The 16,172-nt window shown below is 62.9% G+C and carries 12 protein-coding genes; 10 read left to right on the forward strand and 2 right to left on the reverse strand.

What is annotated here, in order from left to right; all coding sequences use genetic code 11:
* Positions 1–38 precede the first annotated feature (38 nt).
* The 3 genes from ACIQLI_RS10935 to ACIQLI_RS10945 all read left to right on the forward strand — a co-directional run bounded on the left by ACIQLI_RS10935 (position 39) and on the right by ACIQLI_RS10945 (position 5,700).
* Complete coding sequence (locus ACIQLI_RS10935) at positions 39–1,211, forward strand: exonuclease SbcCD subunit D (protein WP_400388044.1); 1,173 nt, start codon at positions 39–41, stop codon at positions 1,209–1,211.
* Positions 1,208–4,237, forward strand: a complete 3,030-nt coding sequence (locus ACIQLI_RS10940) for an AAA family ATPase (protein WP_400388047.1) — start codon at positions 1,208–1,210, stop codon at positions 4,235–4,237. The genes ACIQLI_RS10935 and ACIQLI_RS10940 overlap by 4 nt, the downstream gene beginning before the upstream one ends.
* A gap of 104 nt (positions 4,238–4,341) precedes the next feature.
* Positions 4,342–5,700 (forward strand): MFS transporter, encoded by a 1,359-nt coding sequence (locus ACIQLI_RS10945; RefSeq protein WP_400388050.1) that lies wholly within the window; start codon positions 4,342–4,344, stop codon positions 5,698–5,700.
* Here ACIQLI_RS10945 and ACIQLI_RS10950 read toward each other — a convergent pair.
* The gene (locus ACIQLI_RS10950) at positions 5,691–6,329 is read right to left on the reverse strand and encodes a TetR/AcrR family transcriptional regulator (RefSeq protein ID WP_400388053.1); all 639 of its coding nucleotides are present in this window, start codon (positions 6,327–6,329) and stop codon (positions 5,691–5,693) included. The two genes, ACIQLI_RS10945 and ACIQLI_RS10950, sit on opposite strands and share 10 nt — an antisense overlap.
* 224 nt (positions 6,330–6,553) lie before the next feature.
* On the opposite strand from ACIQLI_RS10950, the gene ACIQLI_RS10955 reads away from it, so the two are divergent.
* The 6 genes from ACIQLI_RS10955 to ACIQLI_RS10980 are packed head-to-tail and all read left to right on the forward strand — an operon-like array spanning position 6,554 to position 13,342.
* The gene (locus ACIQLI_RS10955) at positions 6,554–8,251 is read left to right on the forward strand and encodes an amidohydrolase (RefSeq protein WP_400388056.1); all 1,698 of its coding nucleotides are present in this window, start codon (positions 6,554–6,556) and stop codon (positions 8,249–8,251) included.
* 58 nt (positions 8,252–8,309) lie between these two features.
* The gene (locus ACIQLI_RS10960; RefSeq protein WP_400388059.1) at positions 8,310–9,305 is read left to right on the forward strand and encodes an ABC transporter substrate-binding protein; all 996 of its coding nucleotides are present in this window, start codon (positions 8,310–8,312) and stop codon (positions 9,303–9,305) included.
* Positions 9,306–9,331: 26 nt separating this feature from the next.
* A complete protein-coding gene (locus ACIQLI_RS10965; protein WP_400388062.1) occupies positions 9,332–10,105 on the forward strand; it encodes an ABC transporter permease in 774 nt (257 codons plus the stop codon).
* Positions 10,105–10,884 carry an ABC transporter permease gene (locus tag ACIQLI_RS10970; protein ID WP_400388065.1) on the forward strand — a complete coding sequence of 260 codons (780 nt, stop codon included), beginning with the start codon at positions 10,105–10,107 and terminating at the stop codon, positions 10,882–10,884. The genes ACIQLI_RS10965 and ACIQLI_RS10970 overlap by 1 nt, the downstream gene beginning before the upstream one ends.
* Entirely contained in the window at positions 10,881–11,735 is an 855-nt protein-coding gene (locus tag ACIQLI_RS10975; RefSeq protein ID WP_400388067.1) for an ABC transporter ATP-binding protein, read from the forward strand. Before ACIQLI_RS10970 ends, ACIQLI_RS10975 begins: the two co-directional genes overlap by 4 nt.
* Positions 11,732–13,342 (forward strand): sulfatase, encoded by a 1,611-nt coding sequence (locus tag ACIQLI_RS10980; protein WP_400388070.1) that lies wholly within the window; start codon positions 11,732–11,734, stop codon positions 13,340–13,342. Before ACIQLI_RS10975 ends, ACIQLI_RS10980 begins: the two co-directional genes overlap by 4 nt.
* A gap of 66 nt (positions 13,343–13,408) precedes the next feature.
* On the opposite strand, the gene ACIQLI_RS10985 is transcribed toward ACIQLI_RS10980, so the two are convergent.
* On the reverse strand, positions 13,409–14,383 hold the full coding sequence (locus ACIQLI_RS10985) for a helix-turn-helix domain-containing protein (protein ID WP_400388073.1): 975 nt from the start codon (positions 14,381–14,383) through the stop codon (positions 13,409–13,411).
* Positions 14,384–14,619: 236 nt separating this feature from the next.
* On the opposite strand from ACIQLI_RS10985, the gene ACIQLI_RS10990 reads away from it, so the two are divergent.
* The gene (locus ACIQLI_RS10990; RefSeq protein ID WP_400388076.1) at positions 14,620–16,095 is read left to right on the forward strand and encodes an APC family permease; all 1,476 of its coding nucleotides are present in this window, start codon (positions 14,620–14,622) and stop codon (positions 16,093–16,095) included.
* The last annotated feature ends 77 nt before the right edge of the window (positions 16,096–16,172 follow it).

Below are 16,172 nucleotides of genomic sequence, written 5' to 3' on the forward strand. Positions count from 1 at the left end.
TTCGCTTTATTGTCGGTGCCCCCGGTTAACTTGGGAATATGCGGTTACTTCACACTTCGGATTGGCACCTCGGCCGGTCATTTCACGGCGTTGGCATGCTCGAAGCCCAGCGCGATTTCGTGGACCAGTTGGTATCGGTTGTCGAAGCCAAAACCATTGACGTCGTCCTGATAGCCGGCGACGTGTACGACCGCGCTTTGCCGGGGCTGGATGTGGTGAAACTTCTCGATGATGCCCTTGTCCGGATCACTCAGGCGGGCGCTGCCGTCGTCTTGACCAGCGGCAACCACGACTCCGCCATCCGGCTGGGCTTTGCCTCCCGGCTGTTGGAACGCGGGGGAGTGCACCTCCGTACCCGGGTGGAGGACCTGGACGTACCTGTGGTTTTGCCGCTGGGATCGGACCGCAGCAGCGGGGACGTGGCCATCTACGGCATTCCCTATCTTGAGCCCCGGCTGGTGGCTGAGCGCATGGGCGTCGATACCGCCAACCACTTCGATGTCACTTTGGCAGCTGTGGACCGGATTCGGCGTGATGTGGAGCACCGCCGGGAAGCCGGACCGGTTTACCCAGTAGTCCTTGCGCACACTTTCGCCAGTGGAGGCATTACCTCGGACAGTGAGAGGGACCTCAGTATCGGCGGACTGGGAGCCGTGCCGTTGGATCTCTTCGAGGACTTCGCCTACACCGCGTTGGGCCACCTCCATGGGCGCCAGGAGCTGGCTCCCAACGTCCGCTACTCCGGCTCGCCGCTGGCCTATTCCTTCTCGGAAGCCAAGCACCACAAGGGTGCCTGGCTCGTAGACATCGGCGCAGGCGGCGTCATCGGGGTTGAAGAGGTCCGGTGGGAGTCGCCCAAACCACTGGCCATCCTGCGCGGCCCGCTGGAGGAACTGCTGGCATCCGAGGAACATGCGTGGGCGGAAGGTGCTTACTGCCAGATCACGTTGACTGATGCCGAGCGGCCTGCCCAGGCGATGGAGAGGGTGCGCAGCCGCTTCCCCGACACCCTCGTCCTTGCCTTTGACCCTGAAGGCGGTGAGTCCCGGACCAGGACAAGCTACAGCAGCCGGCTCGCCGAAGCCGAAGATGACCTCGACGTTTGCTGCGGCTTCCTGGAACATGTCCGGGGCCGCGGTTCCGGGGATGCAGAAGAAGCCGCATTGAAAGAAGCCCTTGAAACTGTCCGGTTGGAGGAGGCGGAGCTGTGAGAATCCACCGCTTGGACATCGAGGCGTTCGGCCCGTTCGCCACCCCCCAGCACATCAACTTCGATCAACTCAGTGCGCAGGGACTGTTCCTCCTCAACGGCGCCACCGGGGCCGGAAAGACCAGCATCCTCGATGCCATTTGTTTTGCCCTGTACGGGTCCGTTCCGGGCGCCCGTCAGGAAGGCAAGCGGCTGCGCAGCGATCACGCGGCTCCCGGTGCTGAACCACGGGTGGTGTGCGAGTTCTCTGCCCGGGGACGTCGTTTCGAAGTGACGCGCTCGCCCGCCTGGGATCGTCCCAGTGCCCGTGGGCGCAATGGCTTCACCACGCAGCAGGCCAAAACCCTCCTCCGCGAACGGGTGAACGGATCCTGGGAAGAGAAGTCCTCCAGGAATGACGAGGTAGGAGCTGAGCTCTCCGACGTCCTGGGAATGGACCGGGAGCAATTCACCAGGGTGGTCATGCTGCCACAGGGTGACTTTGCCGCGTTCCTCCGGTCCAAGGCAGGGGACCGCCTGGAACTCCTCCAGAAACTGTTCGGCACGCAACGTTTTGAAGCCGTTGAACGCCATCTCGCCCAGCAGGCTGCTGTCGCGGCCAGCGAAGTGCATGGGAATACCTCGGAGCTGTCCACGCTGCTGGAGAGGGTTGCCGCTGAGCTTCAACAGCTGGACGATCACCAAACCGGGCCAGGGCAGTCAGAAGGCACCCCTGCCGCCACCGCTGCAGGACAAGAGCCCGAGGAATGGCTTGCCGAGGCGGAAGCAGAGGTGACCGCCGTCTGGCATCGTCGTCAGGACGAGGCTGCCGAAGCGGAGTCCTTGGCCACCCGGCTCGCAGGGAAATTCCAGGAAGCCCAGGAGAAAGCGCAGCGTCACGGGCGCCTTGGCGCCGCGATGCAGCGACGGATCCTGCTTGAGCTGGGGGCGCCCCGTGCACATGAGAACAGGGAGAGGCTCAGTCGGCATCGCCGTGCTGCCGTGCTCAGCGGCCATTTGGAAGCCGTTGATTCCGCAGCACGGAAGCTCCAGGCCGCCACTGAGCTTGCGGCCGGGATTCGCTCCAAAATGGACGAAGCAGGCATGGACGCCGGAAACCCTGCCGCTTCCCTTGAAAGCGTCAAGGCGAGTTGCGCTGTGCTGGAGGCACGTCTTCCCGATGAGCAGCGCTTGGATGCAGTGGCATCGCGGCTGGTGGCCAAGCGTGCCGAAACAGCTGAGCATTCCGTTGCATCGGAAACGGCACGCTCCGCGCTGGACGTGCTTCGTGAAGACGTAGCCGCCGTGGAGTCACAGATCGGGTCCCTCGAATCTGTGGCTCAGAAGCTGGCGGAGCTGGAAAGGGAAGCTGCCGCGGCCACCGAGTTGGTAGGGATCGTGGCTCGCTATGCCGCTGCCGCCGATGACCTGGAGGACATCACCGGGAAGCATCTCCAAGCACGGTCGGCATCGCAGGATGTCCGCCAACAATGGCTCGACATCCGCGAGCTGCGCCTCGCCAATGCAGCCGGGGAGCTGGCAGCGGCCTTGGAAGACGGCACACCGTGCGCCGTGTGTGGCAGCGAAGACCACCCGAATCCAGCTGCCGCAGTACGATCAGCTCTTTCTCTTGCCCAGGAAGAGGAAGAGCTGAAAGAGCGCTTTGATGCCAGCGAGAAAACCGTGGCAGAGCTCGCCGAGCAAGTCTCCGCGGCGGCACAGGTTCTCGCCGGGCTGAAGGCACAAGGAGGTTCAGCGGATGCAGCCGACGCTGAGTCCAAGCGTGCGGATGCCCAGCACGCTCTCTCGGTGGCCCGCAAGGCAGCAGCGTCCTTGGAGGCACTGCGCAGCCGGCAGCAGTCCCTTGCCCAACGCATCGTCCTCGTGGAGGAAGAACTGTCCGGGTCCCTGGCCAGTGCAGCCCAAGCATCTTCGGAGGTGTCCCTGCTGGAGGAACAGCACGCTGACCTGGAGAAGGAACTGTCTGGTTTGAGGGGCAGCTTTCCGAGCTTGCGTGAAAGGCTGGATGCCCTGTCGGCTGAGCGCACGCTGCTGCAGGCGGCAACTGATGCTGATCGGAACGTCGACAGTGCCCTGCAGGCGCAGGAAGATGCCGTAGCCTCCCTCAACCGGGTCTTGCCGGAATCCGGGTTCGGATCTGCCGAAGAAGTGCGTCGTGAACTCCTGCCGCCCGCCGATGTCGTAGGTCTTGAGAAGGATGTTGCTGACTTCGACGCTGAATCATCCCGCCTCGATGAACTGTTTGCCGGCGAGGACCTGGTCCTGGCAGCGAAGGAAGTAAGTATTGGCGAGCTTCCGTTGCCGGAGGCCGAACTTGCCGGGACCAAACTGCTGGCAGCAGATGCTGCGGACAAGGCCCGGGCCGCCGCTCTGGCTGCGGGCCTGGCTGGAAAGTCGTCCGAAGCTGTGGCTCGTTTTCGAACGACATACCTGGAACTCGCCGACGCCGGCAAGGAGCCGCGGAACAAGGCACGGCTTCTGGCGGAGTTGGCGGATACCGTGAGGGGATCCGGCGATAACAGTTACCGGATGAGCCTGAACACCTATGTTTTGGCCGGCCGGCTGGAACAGGTAGCCATCGCCGCGTCCGAGCGGCTCGTTGCCATGAGTGATGGCCGCTATACCTTGCAGCATACGGATGCCAAGGCAGCACGGGGTGCAAAGTCGGGGCTGGGGCTGGAAGTGGTGGACGAGTGGACCGGCCAGCGCCGGGACACCTCCACCTTGTCCGGTGGCGAATCCTTCATGGCCTCGTTGTCACTGGCACTGGGCCTGGCCGATGTTGTCCAGCAAGAGGCTGGTGGCGTGGACATTGAGACGCTGTTCGTCGACGAAGGCTTCGGAAGTCTCGACGACCAAGCCCTGGAGCAAGTGATGGATGCTTTGGAAGGACTGCGCGACGGCGGCAGGGTAGTTGGGTTGGTCAGCCACGTTGCCGAGATGAAGCAACGCATCACCAGCCAGGTGCAGGTGGTGAAGGGGCGCCACGGATCCACCGTGCGAATTGCCGAAGTGGTTCCTGCCTAAGCTGTAGTTCCTGCTGGGAACATATCCGATAGACTTGACCCGTTACACCGGGTCGCGCGCATCGGGAGGAGGGACGATGCGCATCCTTTAGCGAACCCGGATTAATGGAAAAATCTTCTGTGGCTTCCCAGCCTGCGTCTTCTGCACCCTCACGCCCCTCCCGCATGCCCGGCCGTTTTGCACGTCTCCCGGAACTTGCAGGGCCAGGTTTCCTGCCTTTGGGCCTCTTCGCCCGGCTTCCGCTGGCCATGCTCACCGTCGGAACCCTGACCCTCGTCACGGCCGTCAGCCAGTCCTACGCCATTGGCGGCATGGCTGCCGGAGCTGTCGGCATTGGTTCGGCCCTTGGTGCCCCCGTCCTCGGCTCCCTGGCCGATCGCGCAGGGCAGCGGATCGTGCTCCTGGTCGCCGCTGTCATCAATGCTTTGGCTGTAGCTGGGCTCCTTGCGGCGGCCTACCTGACGCCGGCCTATGGTTCTGCAGGCGACGCCGTTGCTGTCCTCATCGTGGCATTCCTTGCCGGTGCCAGTTGCCCGCAAGTTGGCCCGATGGCCAGGGTCCGTTGGATGGCTTTGACTACCCGCAACCTTTCCCCCTCGGCTGCCCACGGCAGCAGGAGCGTGGCAGCAAACCGTGCCGACCTTGATACCGCGCTGTCCTACGAGGGCACCGCGGACGAGGTCACCTTCGTCCTTGGCCCGGCGCTGGTGGGTGTCCTGGCCAGCATGGTGGCCCCGTGGTTGCCGCTCGCCCTGGCTGCGGTCATGACCATCACCTTGGTGCCGGCTTTCGCCGTCCACCCCAGCCAGCATGCCGTGGTTCCGGCACCCCGTAAGCCGGCTTCCGGCGTCGTGCTTTCCGAGGAACAGTCCCCGCAGGCTGGTCCGCGCCGCAACCGTTGGGCCGGCGCCGTGGTTGCCGTACCTGTACTGGCAATGGTCTGCATGGGCACCTTCTTTGGGGCGACGCAAAATGCGTTGAGTGCTTTCTCTGCCCAGTACGCCACCGCCGAAATCGCGGGAATCCTCTACGCGGTGATGGGCTTGAGCTCTGCGGTGGCGGCGTTGTCGGTCGCGTTCTGGCCGCAGCGGTTCAGCCTGGCCTCGCGGTGGGTTGCGGCTGCCCTGGCGATGTCGGCCTTTTCGCTTTTGCTGCTCTTGCCTGGCGGTATTTGGCCGATGGTCTTTGTCTTGCTGATTTTGGGTATTCCGGTGGGGCCTGTGATGGTCACCGTCTTCAGCATTGGCGGCGTCGTGGCACCGGCCGGCCGCATGGCGACGGTCATGACAGCGCTCGCCAGCGGAATCGTCGCGGGTACGGCGCTGGGCGCGTACCTGGCCGGGCAACTGGCCGAGACGCAGGGGCCGGGTGCGGCCTTCGTGGTTTCCATGGCAGCCGCGGCTGGCCTGCTGCTGCTGGGTGTCGTGACGTCCCTGGTGATGAAGCGCCGGCCTCAGTCGTAGTCGAGCGCTCCGGCGAGTGACTTTGCCATGAGTTGAACCAATCGCACGGACCGTTCGTCGTCCGGGTCGGCCAAATGCTGCATGCTGATGCCGTCAATTCCCGAAATGAACAAGCGCGTGATGTCCTCCAGATTGGCGGGGACGGGTTCGCCGGCTGCTTCAGCAGCTCCACGGAACAACTCCAGGGTTGAGCTGACCCAGCCGTCGTACATTGATCGGTTCATGAGCAAGGCCTGAGGCTGGTCTTCTGCTTCGACCCGGAACCGGCGTAGCAGCAGTTCGAACGTGGTGACTTGCTCGTGGGGATTTTCCAGCATGCGGCTCCAGATGCGCCTGGCGTGGGCGCCCACCATGTGGCGCAGTCCCATGCCGGGATCGGTCACTGGCTCCAGGGCCTTGGCGTAGTCCCGGCTGAGGAAGTTGTACACCTCCTCAAGGAGTTCATCCTTGTTCCGGAAACAGTAGTGGAGTGCGGCAAGCGGGGCTTCGGCTTCGCTGGCAATCCGTCGTGTCGTCGCGGAGGCGAGGCCATCCTGTGCGATCACCCTTGCTGCTGCTTCGACGAACTGCAGCCGCCTTTCCTCGGCGGGAACCCTGGCCATCCATTCACCTTCCTCTTCTTCAGTCACCGGTGAGCTCGTTCTGTCACCTGTGATCGGGTTCACCAACCCAGTGGTCTCATCGATCGTAGGCGCTATCCGCCGCGGCAACCTTTCGGCCGTGCCGGGGAGCGGAAAAGTCCTCTGAAAGAAATTTTACGCCAAAACCTAGTCAAGTGACCCAGTCAAGCGACATACTTCTTTCAGGAACGTTGTCTGCATCACATTTGGATGCGGTGACTTGAGGAGAATTGATGGAAGATTTCGCTGATTTGGTGATCGTGAATGCCACGGTCCACACCATGGACGCGGCGGAACCACAGCGCGTGAGTGACGCCGTGGCCGTCAAGGGCGGCCGCATTGCAGCGCTGGGCCACCACGACGTAAGCCAATCGATTGGCCCTGACACGCACGTTATCGATGCAGCAGGTGGGGCTGTCATTCCGGGCATCAACGATGCCCACTTGCATTTCATATCGGCGGCCATGGCGGCTTTTGGATATGTGCGCCTGGAGCCGGCGGTGGCGCCGGACTGGGCGGCCGTCGTCGATGTCGTTGGGGAAGCACTGGCGGGGGAAGACGGCTGGGTGCGGGCCCATGGCTGGGATGAGGCACTTCTTGGTCCGGCAGAGGGTGTCCTGCTCGAATCACGGCCCGACACGCCCGTTGTGGCGTTCGACAGCACAGGGCATCAGTTGCTGGCCAACCGTGAGGCGCTGAGAAGGGCTGGTATCACTACCGACACGCCGGATATTGACGGCGGGGTGATCGTGAGGGCGGCGGATGGCAGTCCTACGGGCCTGCTCCAGGACGGTGCCATGGAACTTCTCTCGCGATCAATGCCGCCCGTGCCGGCCTCCACCATGCGGCCGGCTCTGCTGGCATTGCAGGAGCAATTGCACTCGCTGGGTATCACTTCGCTCACGGATCCGGGCCTGGGGCCGGCGAGCGCAGGACTTATGGACGGTGCCGGTTCGACGGCGGCACTGGAGTTGCTGGGCGACCTCGCCGCGGCGAATGAACTGACCTTGAGAATCAACGTCCTGATGCTCTTTGCGGGAACCGGGGGAGTCAATGCGCATGCGGTTGAGGCAGGCCTGCGCAGCGGCTTGGCCGATGCGTACCGTCACCGCGGCATCGATCCGGCGCAGTTGCGGATCGCGGGCGTCAAGGTCTTCGCGGACGGAATTCCCCGCAGCGGCACCGCGTGGATGAGTGAGCCTTATGGCAAGTCGTGTACGCACGGAAGTTTGGTGGTCCAAGGGGCTACCGACGGCGAGCGGGTTGCGGAACTGCACAAAATACTGGGGCTGATCAATGACGCCGGGTTGCAAGCAGGGGTCCACGCCACGGGGGACGCAGCCACCGTCGCCGCTGTTGAGGCGATCATCGCAGCAGCCGACGGTCCCGCAGCACGTCCGACGACATCAGGGAACCGTCACTACATCATCCATGGCGCCTTCGGTGATCCCGGGACACTTCACACCATGGCTACCCACGGCATTGGCTACAGCACCAACCCCCTCATCCGCCAAGAGGCCGGTGACATCATGCGACAGGTCCTCGGTGAGGATCGCTTCGCCCGGCATCAGCCCCTGCAGTCAGCATCGGGAGCCGGAGTTCATTTCAACCTTGCCTCGGATGCTCCGGTCACCAGTACCGATTGGCGGCGCACCGTGGTGGCAGCCGTCTGCCGGGCCACTCGTTCCCAGCCAGGCAATCCGCGGGACCCGGAGCGGATTACCGGCTTGGAGTCGTTGGCTGCCATGACCGCCAACGCTGCCTGGCAGGACCACGCGGAGCATTTCAAGGGTGCTTTGACGCCTGGAATGACAGCAGATTTGTGCTTGCTGTCCAAGCCCTGGCCGGTGGACGAGGACATTGAAATGCTCCTCGACACAGAGGTCAGGCTCACCCTGAGTGGCGGCCGCATTGTCCACCAAGCAACCTAGTTCACCAAACCATCAGTTAGACCACTCCCTTTCAACCATTCGTGATTCAAGGAGCACCATGCGACGACGCACTATTCCCTTGGCCCTGGCCGCAGTTTTGTCCATGTCGTTGGCCGCCTGCGGTGGAGGCCCGGGCCCGGCCGCCGCCCCGGCTGCAGACGGGACCACCACGTTGAAGGTGGGTACCATCGGCATCGGTTCGGACGCCGGTATCCGCCTTGCAGCTGACAAAGGCTACTTCAAGGAACAGGGTCTCAACGTCGAGATTTCTGTCATTGCCAACCCACCGGCCGGCATTGCAGCTGCCCAGAGCGGTCAGATTGATCTCACCTACACTCCCTCCATCCCGCTCTTGAATGCACTGAGCCAGAACGTGCCGCTCAAGATCATCGCCGCAGCCGACGGCTACAAGGACGGTGCCAGCGAAGGGGCGGACCTCAACCGCGTGGATGACACAGGACTCCTGGTGCAGCAGGCCTCGGACATCAACAGGCCCAAGGACCTGGAAGGAAAGAGCGTCAGCGTCCCCGCGCGTAAAGCACAGTTGGAGGTCACGGTCAGCAAACTCGTCAAGGACGACGGCGGCGATCCCGCCAAAGTGAACTGGATGGTCCTCGATCCGTCCTCGGCACTCCAATCACTCAATTCCGGACGTGTCGACGCCGCCTCGCTCGTTGCCCCGTTCACCTCCAAGGCCGCCTCGGAGGGCAACAGGCTCCTGGCCTCGCCCGGCGTCGAGTTCTTTGAACAGGGCGCGATTGGCCTCTGGGTAGCGGGGGCGAACACTGTGAAGTCCAAGGAAAAGGCGATGGAAGGTTTCCAAGCTGCCATCTACAAGGCCAATGCCTACGCAAACGGCAACATCGATGAAGCACAGCAGCTCAGTGCCGAGATCACCAAGACTCCACTGGAGGTGGTTAAATCCGGTGCCGTGAACTACTGGCCCGAAGAGGTGCGCCTTGAAGACATCGAGCGCGCCAACAAGAACCTGGCCGAGCTTGGCTTCCTGAGCGCACCTGTGAAGCTTCCGGCTGACGTTATTTTCGGGAAGTAGGCCGGAAGCGACATGGGAGATTCATCATGAAAGCATCCATCCGCCCCTCTGCATTCAGTGCACTGGGCATCGCCGGAGCCCTGGTCATCTGGCAGGTTCTCGCCGCGGCCAACGTTGCAGGAAACGCCCTGCCGTCGGCCACTACCGTGTTGACAACGCTCGCGACCATTCTGGGTACCGGCACGTTCTGGTCCGCCCTGGGCGCCACCATTGGCATCGCGGTACTCGCCTTGGCCGTAGCAGCTTTGGCGGGAGTGGTTCTTGGGTTGCTGATAGGCAGCTTCGAATCGGTCCGATACGCCACCTTGGCTGTGTTGGAATTCCTGAAGCCGGTCCCGCCGATCGTTATCCTTCCCCTCGCGGTGCTGGTGCTTGGTCCGACAGCTGAGATGGCGCTGTTCCTGGTGGTCTTCGGGTGCTTGCTCCCCATCGTCATGCAGACCGTAGATGGTGTTCAGGGGACCGATCCCGTGGCAAAGGACACTGCCCGGTCCTACGGCATGGGTGAGGGAGAAATTCTGGCGCGGGTGGTGTTGCCCAGTGCCATGCCCTACATCGGAACGGCCATGCGGGTGGCAGCTCCTGCCGCCCTGGTGGTCACAGTGGTGGCAGGCCTTTTGGGTGGTGGCCCGGGCCTGGGCCAAAGCATTTACCAGGCACAAGCGGCAGGTGACTACGCCAGTCTTTACGGATTGGTGATTGTCCTCGGTCTCCTGGGTCTGTTGTTCCAAGGTGCTACCCGGCTTGCCGAGCGCCGGGTCCTGCACTGGCATGAGTCCTACCGGGAAATGGTGCCCTGATGAGAAACGTCGCATTAAGAAATTGGGTGATCGGCGCAGGCGCGCCGGTGCTGTTGTTGGCAGCGTGGTGGTTCCTTTCCGCCAACTCCACTGATCCGTTCTTCCCTCCGTTGGAAACCATCCTCATCCGTTTCCAGGAGTTGTGGCTCTTCGCCCACTTCCAGTCCGATGTCCTTCTTAGCCTGGGCAACCTGTTCCTGGGCTTCGCCATCGCAGCGGTGGCCGGGGTCGCGGTGGGGTTCGTCACTGCGCTGGTCCCTCCGGTCCGGTGGATAATCGATCCGTTGATCCATTTCCTCCGCGGTATTCCTCCGGTGGCGCTGGTACCGATCTTCATCTCCCTCATCGGCTTCGGTACCCAAATGCGGGTGACCAGCATTGCCCTGGCGGCGTTGTTCCCCACAATGATCGCCACCGTGGACGGCATCCGGAGCGTCAGCAACGATCTCATGGACGTAGCCAGGGTTTACCGGCTGAGTCGAAAGGAGCGGGTGCTCAACGTCCTCCTGCCGGCGGCGATGCCCCAGATCTTCTCCGGATTGCAGGTGAGTCTTCAGGTGGCCTTCATCGTGATGATCGCGAGCGAAATGCTGGGCAGTTCGCAGGGAATCGGAGCCATGACCTTGCTGGCGCAGCAGAGCTTCATGACCGCTGACATGTGGGCCGGCATCCTGCTCCTGGGTGTTATCGGATTCTTGGTCAACATGCTGTTCAGCCTCCTGAAGCGCAAGGTTTTGTCCTGGTACATCGGTTCCCGTCGCATGGCGCGTGCGGCATGAGCGCCCGGCAGACCCCGACTCTTCCCACCCAAAACAGAAAGTCCACCATGGCACAGCAACCAGAAACCCGCATCAGTGCGACCACACCGCGGCTGGACGTGGCGCATCTCGCCAAGACTTATGGCAGCGGCGAAAAATCACACACAGTCATCGAAGACCTCACCTTCACCGTGGATGCCGGCGAGGTTGTCTGCATCGTCGGTCCGTCAGGAGTTGGAAAGACGACACTCCTGAAATGCTTGGCCGGGCTTCACCCGGCCAGCAGCGGACGGGCAGCCATTGACGGGCGAACCATCAGCGGCCCGCCCCCGGAGATGGCCTTGGTTTTCCAGGATTACAACCGCTCACTCATGCCATGGCTCACCGTTCGGAAGAACCTGGTGCTTCCCCTGCGGCACCTCAAATTGGCCGCAGCGGAACTGAAGGAGCGCTGCGACAGTGCGCTCGCCGCCGTCGGCCTGTCCCACGCTGACAACCAGTACCCCTGGCAGCTGTCCGGCGGCATGCAGCAACGCGTGGCTATCGCCCGGGCACTGGCGTATCGGCCCGAGATCCTCATCATGGACGAGCCCTTCGCTTCAGTGGACGCCCAGACCAGGTTTGACCTGGAGGACCTGTGCTTGAAGATCCGGAAGGACTTCAACATGACTATTTTGGTGGTCACCCACGACATCGACGAAGCTGTCTATCTCGCGGACCGCGTAGTGGTCCTCGGTTCCCGGCCCGCCCGAGTCCTCAAAGTGGTGGAGGTGGACCTGCCGGCACCACGCGATCAAATCACTACGCGTTCCTTGCCGGACTTTGCCCGGCAGCGAACCGAAGTGCTGTCCCTCATCAAGAGGCCCGCATGACGGGCCTGCGACGGACAGCCGCTGACCGCCGGCCCAATGTCCTGTTCATCATTGCGGACCAGCTCCGGGCCGACCACCTGGGTTTTGCGGGGAATGCCACTGTCAAGACGCCACATCTGGATGCACTGGCAGCCAAGAGCATCGTTTTTGAGAATGCGACGGTGGCCAATCCCACGTGCATGCCCAACCGGGCCAGCCTGATGACCGGCAGGTGGCCTTCTGCCCACGGGACCCGCTGCAACGGCATTACCCTTGATCCGCTGAGCCGTACTGTTCCCGGATCCTTGGGGGCTGGTGGTTACCGCACGGTGGGTGTAGGGAAGCTGCACCACCAAAACATGGGCTGGGAGTTTGAGCCGCACCAGGCCAAGGAGATCCGGGCCACGGACCCCCTGTTGTTGGATGCCGTAGTCGGCGACGCCCGCCGTCAGGGTTTTGCCCCGGGGTGGGATCAGTGGGAGAACCGCGACGCTCACGATGCCCGTTTCATTGCACTGCCTGCCGACTACTACGGATACCAGCACGTGGACCTTGTGATCGGCCATGGTGACCGGCCCGGCGGCCATTACGTGCATTGGGCCAAGGAACGCGGCGTTGATCCCGAAACACTGGGAGGTCCGGGAAATTCGTCCAGCACGTACGGCGGGTGGGACCAGGTGTACCAGACGGCTATCCCGGCTGACTTGCACCCCACCAGCTATGTGAGCGAGAAAGCAATCGAGCACCTGAAGGATGCTGCCGGCCAGGACCAGCCGTTCTTCATGTTTGTGTCATTCCCGGACCCCCATCACCCGTTCTCGCCTCCGGCAGGCTATTCAGACCTTTACAACCCGGAGGACCTGCCACTCCCGCTCGGCTTCGACCAGGACCACGCTGCCTCGCCGGACCATGTCAGGAAAATGGTGGAGCACCGCGGTGAGCCGAACATGGACCCCACCATGACGTGGGCGGCTACAGAGGAACAGTACAGATTCGCGGCGGCTGCCCAGTACGGCCTGATCACCATGATGGACGAGCACATCGGCCGGATCCTGGATGAGCTGGACCGCCAAGGACTGGCCGAGGACACCATTGTGGTGTTCACCAGCGATCACGGCGATCTCTTCGGGGATCATGGCCTCATGCTCAAGCATTTTGTCCACTACCGCGCTGTGACCAATGTTCCCTTGGTGGTGCACCTCCCCGGGACCTTGCCGCGGCGAAGCAGGGCCTTGGTTTCCAGCGCGGATTTGGCTCCCACGCTCCTTGAGCTCACTGGCTCCAAGGGGTATCGCGGAATTCAGGGACGCTCGCTCGTGCCCCTTCTCCAGGGGGACGCCGATCATCATCGGGACTCGCTCTTGGTGGAGGAAGAACAACCATTTGGCTTGGAGGGACTGCCGGGACCTGTCCGTATGCGAACGGTCATCACCGCTGAGGGCAGGCTCACCCGTTACTTCGGCACCGGAATGACCGAACTGTACGATCACCGCCAGGACCCCGGGGAGCTGGTCAACCGCGCGGGCGATCCTGCTTATGCCGGATTGGAAGAGCGGCTTTTGCGAACCATGCTCGAAGAGATGGCAGCCCTCACGGACCAGGGCACGGCCCCGACGGCGGCTGCTTAGCGATATTCGGTCGGCTTAGTCACAATGTTCGACGACGGCCGTTGCGTTTGTCGGTCCAGCGAGCCGTCAGTGACTGTTGCGGTAGCCGGTGGGGGAGTTCCCGAAGGCTGCCCGGAAGATGCGGCTGAAATGGGCGGCATCCGTGAACCCCCACCGTGCAGCGATGGCCGTGACGGGGCGGTCGGTCAGCACAGGATCCCTCAGGTCGCGCCGGCACCGTTCGAGCCGCCGTTGCCGGATGGAGGAGGCTACGGTGGTGCCGATTTCCTGGAAGAGATCGTGCAGGTGCCGCGTGGATATGTAATGGGCAGCGGCAATGGTTCCCGGCGAGAGTTCGGGATCACCGAGGTTTGCCTCGATGTAGTCGTGAATACGCCCCAGCAGCAGCAGATGCGGATCCCGGCCTGTCTCGATCAGCTGATCCAGCTCGCCATTGAAGAGTGTGGTCACCAGGTCCAAAGCGTTGTGCACCAGCCGGAGCCCATTGGTGCCCGAAAGGGCTTCGAGGTTGTCGGCCAGTCTCACCAGGAAGGGGCTGATGAGCTGGCCGAGGCCTTCATCGCCCGGAATACGCAAGGCAGTAACGTGGCCCATGGCCTCGGCCGGCAGGTCCAGCAAAACGTGGGGGAACATCAGCACCAAGGTGCGGAAGTCGTCGTCGAACGTTAGTTGATACGGGCGGGAGGTGTCGTAGATGGAGAGATCGCCGGGGCGCAGCACGGCCTCACGTTCGTCCTGAACCAGGCGGCCCGATCCAGCGAGCTGGATGCTGAGTTTGAAAAAGCGCCCTGTGGACTTTGCAATCAGCTCCGGTGTGCGCAGGACAGTGTGCGGTCCGGCGGTAATCTCCACCACGGAGATCTGCCCCAGCACGCGGGCACGCATGATGCCGTGGAAGGTTGAGCCTTGGAAGGATGAACTGTTGGGACCCGTTGCCAGCAGGGGTACGAACGAGTTGGAGATTGCCTTGCTCCACTCCTGGAACGACTCCGCCACGATGGTTTCCACGGTTGCGGGGCCCGTATCGGCCGCGACGGTCATCAAACTCCCTTTCAATGGCCCGCGGCGCCGCTGCCACTGGGGCGGGAATGCCGGTTGTGCGGACGTGAGCTTGCCCACGATTCTACACTGGGGACCCGGACCGGGATCGTGCATGCGTGGACCGACAAACACCCTGCCGTGTGAGACAAGTCACGCAAGGGCCCTGCGGTGGAAGATTGCGGAATGACAGACACCGTGCCGTGCAATCTCCCGCGGCACCGAGGCAGGAGCACACTATGAGCGTGGACAACCCCGTCAAGGGCAGGGCCGCCGGAGCTGTAGGCACCAAGCGGCGGCTCGGCGTACCGGCAGTAACCTTCATGATTATCGCGGCCTCGGCGCCGTTGACCGTACTCGCAGGCGGCGTCACCACCACTTTCGCGGTCACCGGCGTCACCGGCGTGCCGCTGTCCTTCCTGATACTGGGTGGAATTTTGGCACTGTTCGCCGTGGGCTACGCCGCAATGAGCCGTTACGTCACCAACGCCGGGGCGTTCTACGCTTACATTGCGCAGGGCATCTCAAGGCCAGCCGGCGTGGGAGCATCACTGATCGCCCTCATGGCCTACAACCTGATGCAAGTGGGCATCTACGGCTTGTTCGGCTTCACCGTATCCTCGCTCCTGTCCGCGCGGCTTGGCGTCAGCGTTCCTTGGTGGATTCCCGTGCTGGTCTGCATCGCCATTGTTGGGTGGCTGGGAGTAAACCGGGTAGACCTGTCCGCCAAGGTGCTGGGCGTTTTGGTGGCCTTGGAGTTCCTGGTGGTCATTGTGTATGACGTCATCAGCCTGGCTGTGGCCCCCGAAGGCATCAGTGCAGCAACTTTCAGCCCCGAAAGCCTGTTCGTCCCCGGTATCGGAGCAGTTCTGTCCTTCGGCATCGCAGCCTTCATGGGCTTCGAATCCGCCGCTATCTATGGTGAGGAATCCAAGGACCCCAAGCGAACCGTTGCCAGGGCGACGTTCGCAGCCGTGGGAATCATCGCGGTGTTCTATGCCGTGTCCGCCTGGGCCATGACCGTAGGAGCGGGGCCGTCCGCAGTGATTGAGGCGGCCGCCACCAATGGTCCGGACATGATCTTCGCCTTCCTGGGCGCGCATGGCGGCGTACTGCTCAGCGACATCGCCCAAATCCTCTTCGTGACCAGCCTCTTTGCAGCACTCGTCAGCTTCCACAACGCAGTAGCCCGGTATTTCTTCTCCCTCGGACGTGAGCGTGTCCTGCCGTCGGCGCTGGCCAAGGTGCGGACAGAAAGCGGGGCGCCCTTCGCCGGTTCGCTGGCGCAGACAGTGATTGCCGTCGTCGTCACCATCGCCTTCGCCATTGCCGGCGCCGGGTCCGAACTGGGTGAGCTGTACCCCGTCCTGACCATGTTCACCTGGCTTACCAACAGCGGTGCAATCGGCCTCGTGTTGCTGATGACTGTCGTCTCGGTGGCCGTGATCGGCTTCTTCCGCCGGCAGCAGCACGGGGCAAGCCTGTGGGTCAGGGTGATCGCCCCGGGCCTGGGGTTCGTACTCTTGGCCGTGGTCTTCGTGCTCATCATGACCAACTTCAACGTCTTGCTGGGACAGACCGAGTCCACGGCAGTGACGTTTGTCCTGCCGATGCTGGTGCTGCTGCCAGGAGTTGTTGGTGTCATCTGGGGCCTGCGTCTGCGGCGCTCGCAGCCGGCACTGTACGCCCGGATCGGCCACGGCGCCGAGGACTGAGAGCCACCTCACTACAGAACGGAAGCCCCGGCGGTTTGTGAACCGCCGGGGCTTCCGTTGACGTTCTGGTCCGGTGG

It is taken from the genome of Paenarthrobacter sp. NPDC091669 (genome assembly GCF_044756725.1).
Classification (GTDB): domain Bacteria; phylum Actinomycetota; class Actinomycetes; order Actinomycetales; family Micrococcaceae; genus Arthrobacter; species Arthrobacter bambusae_C.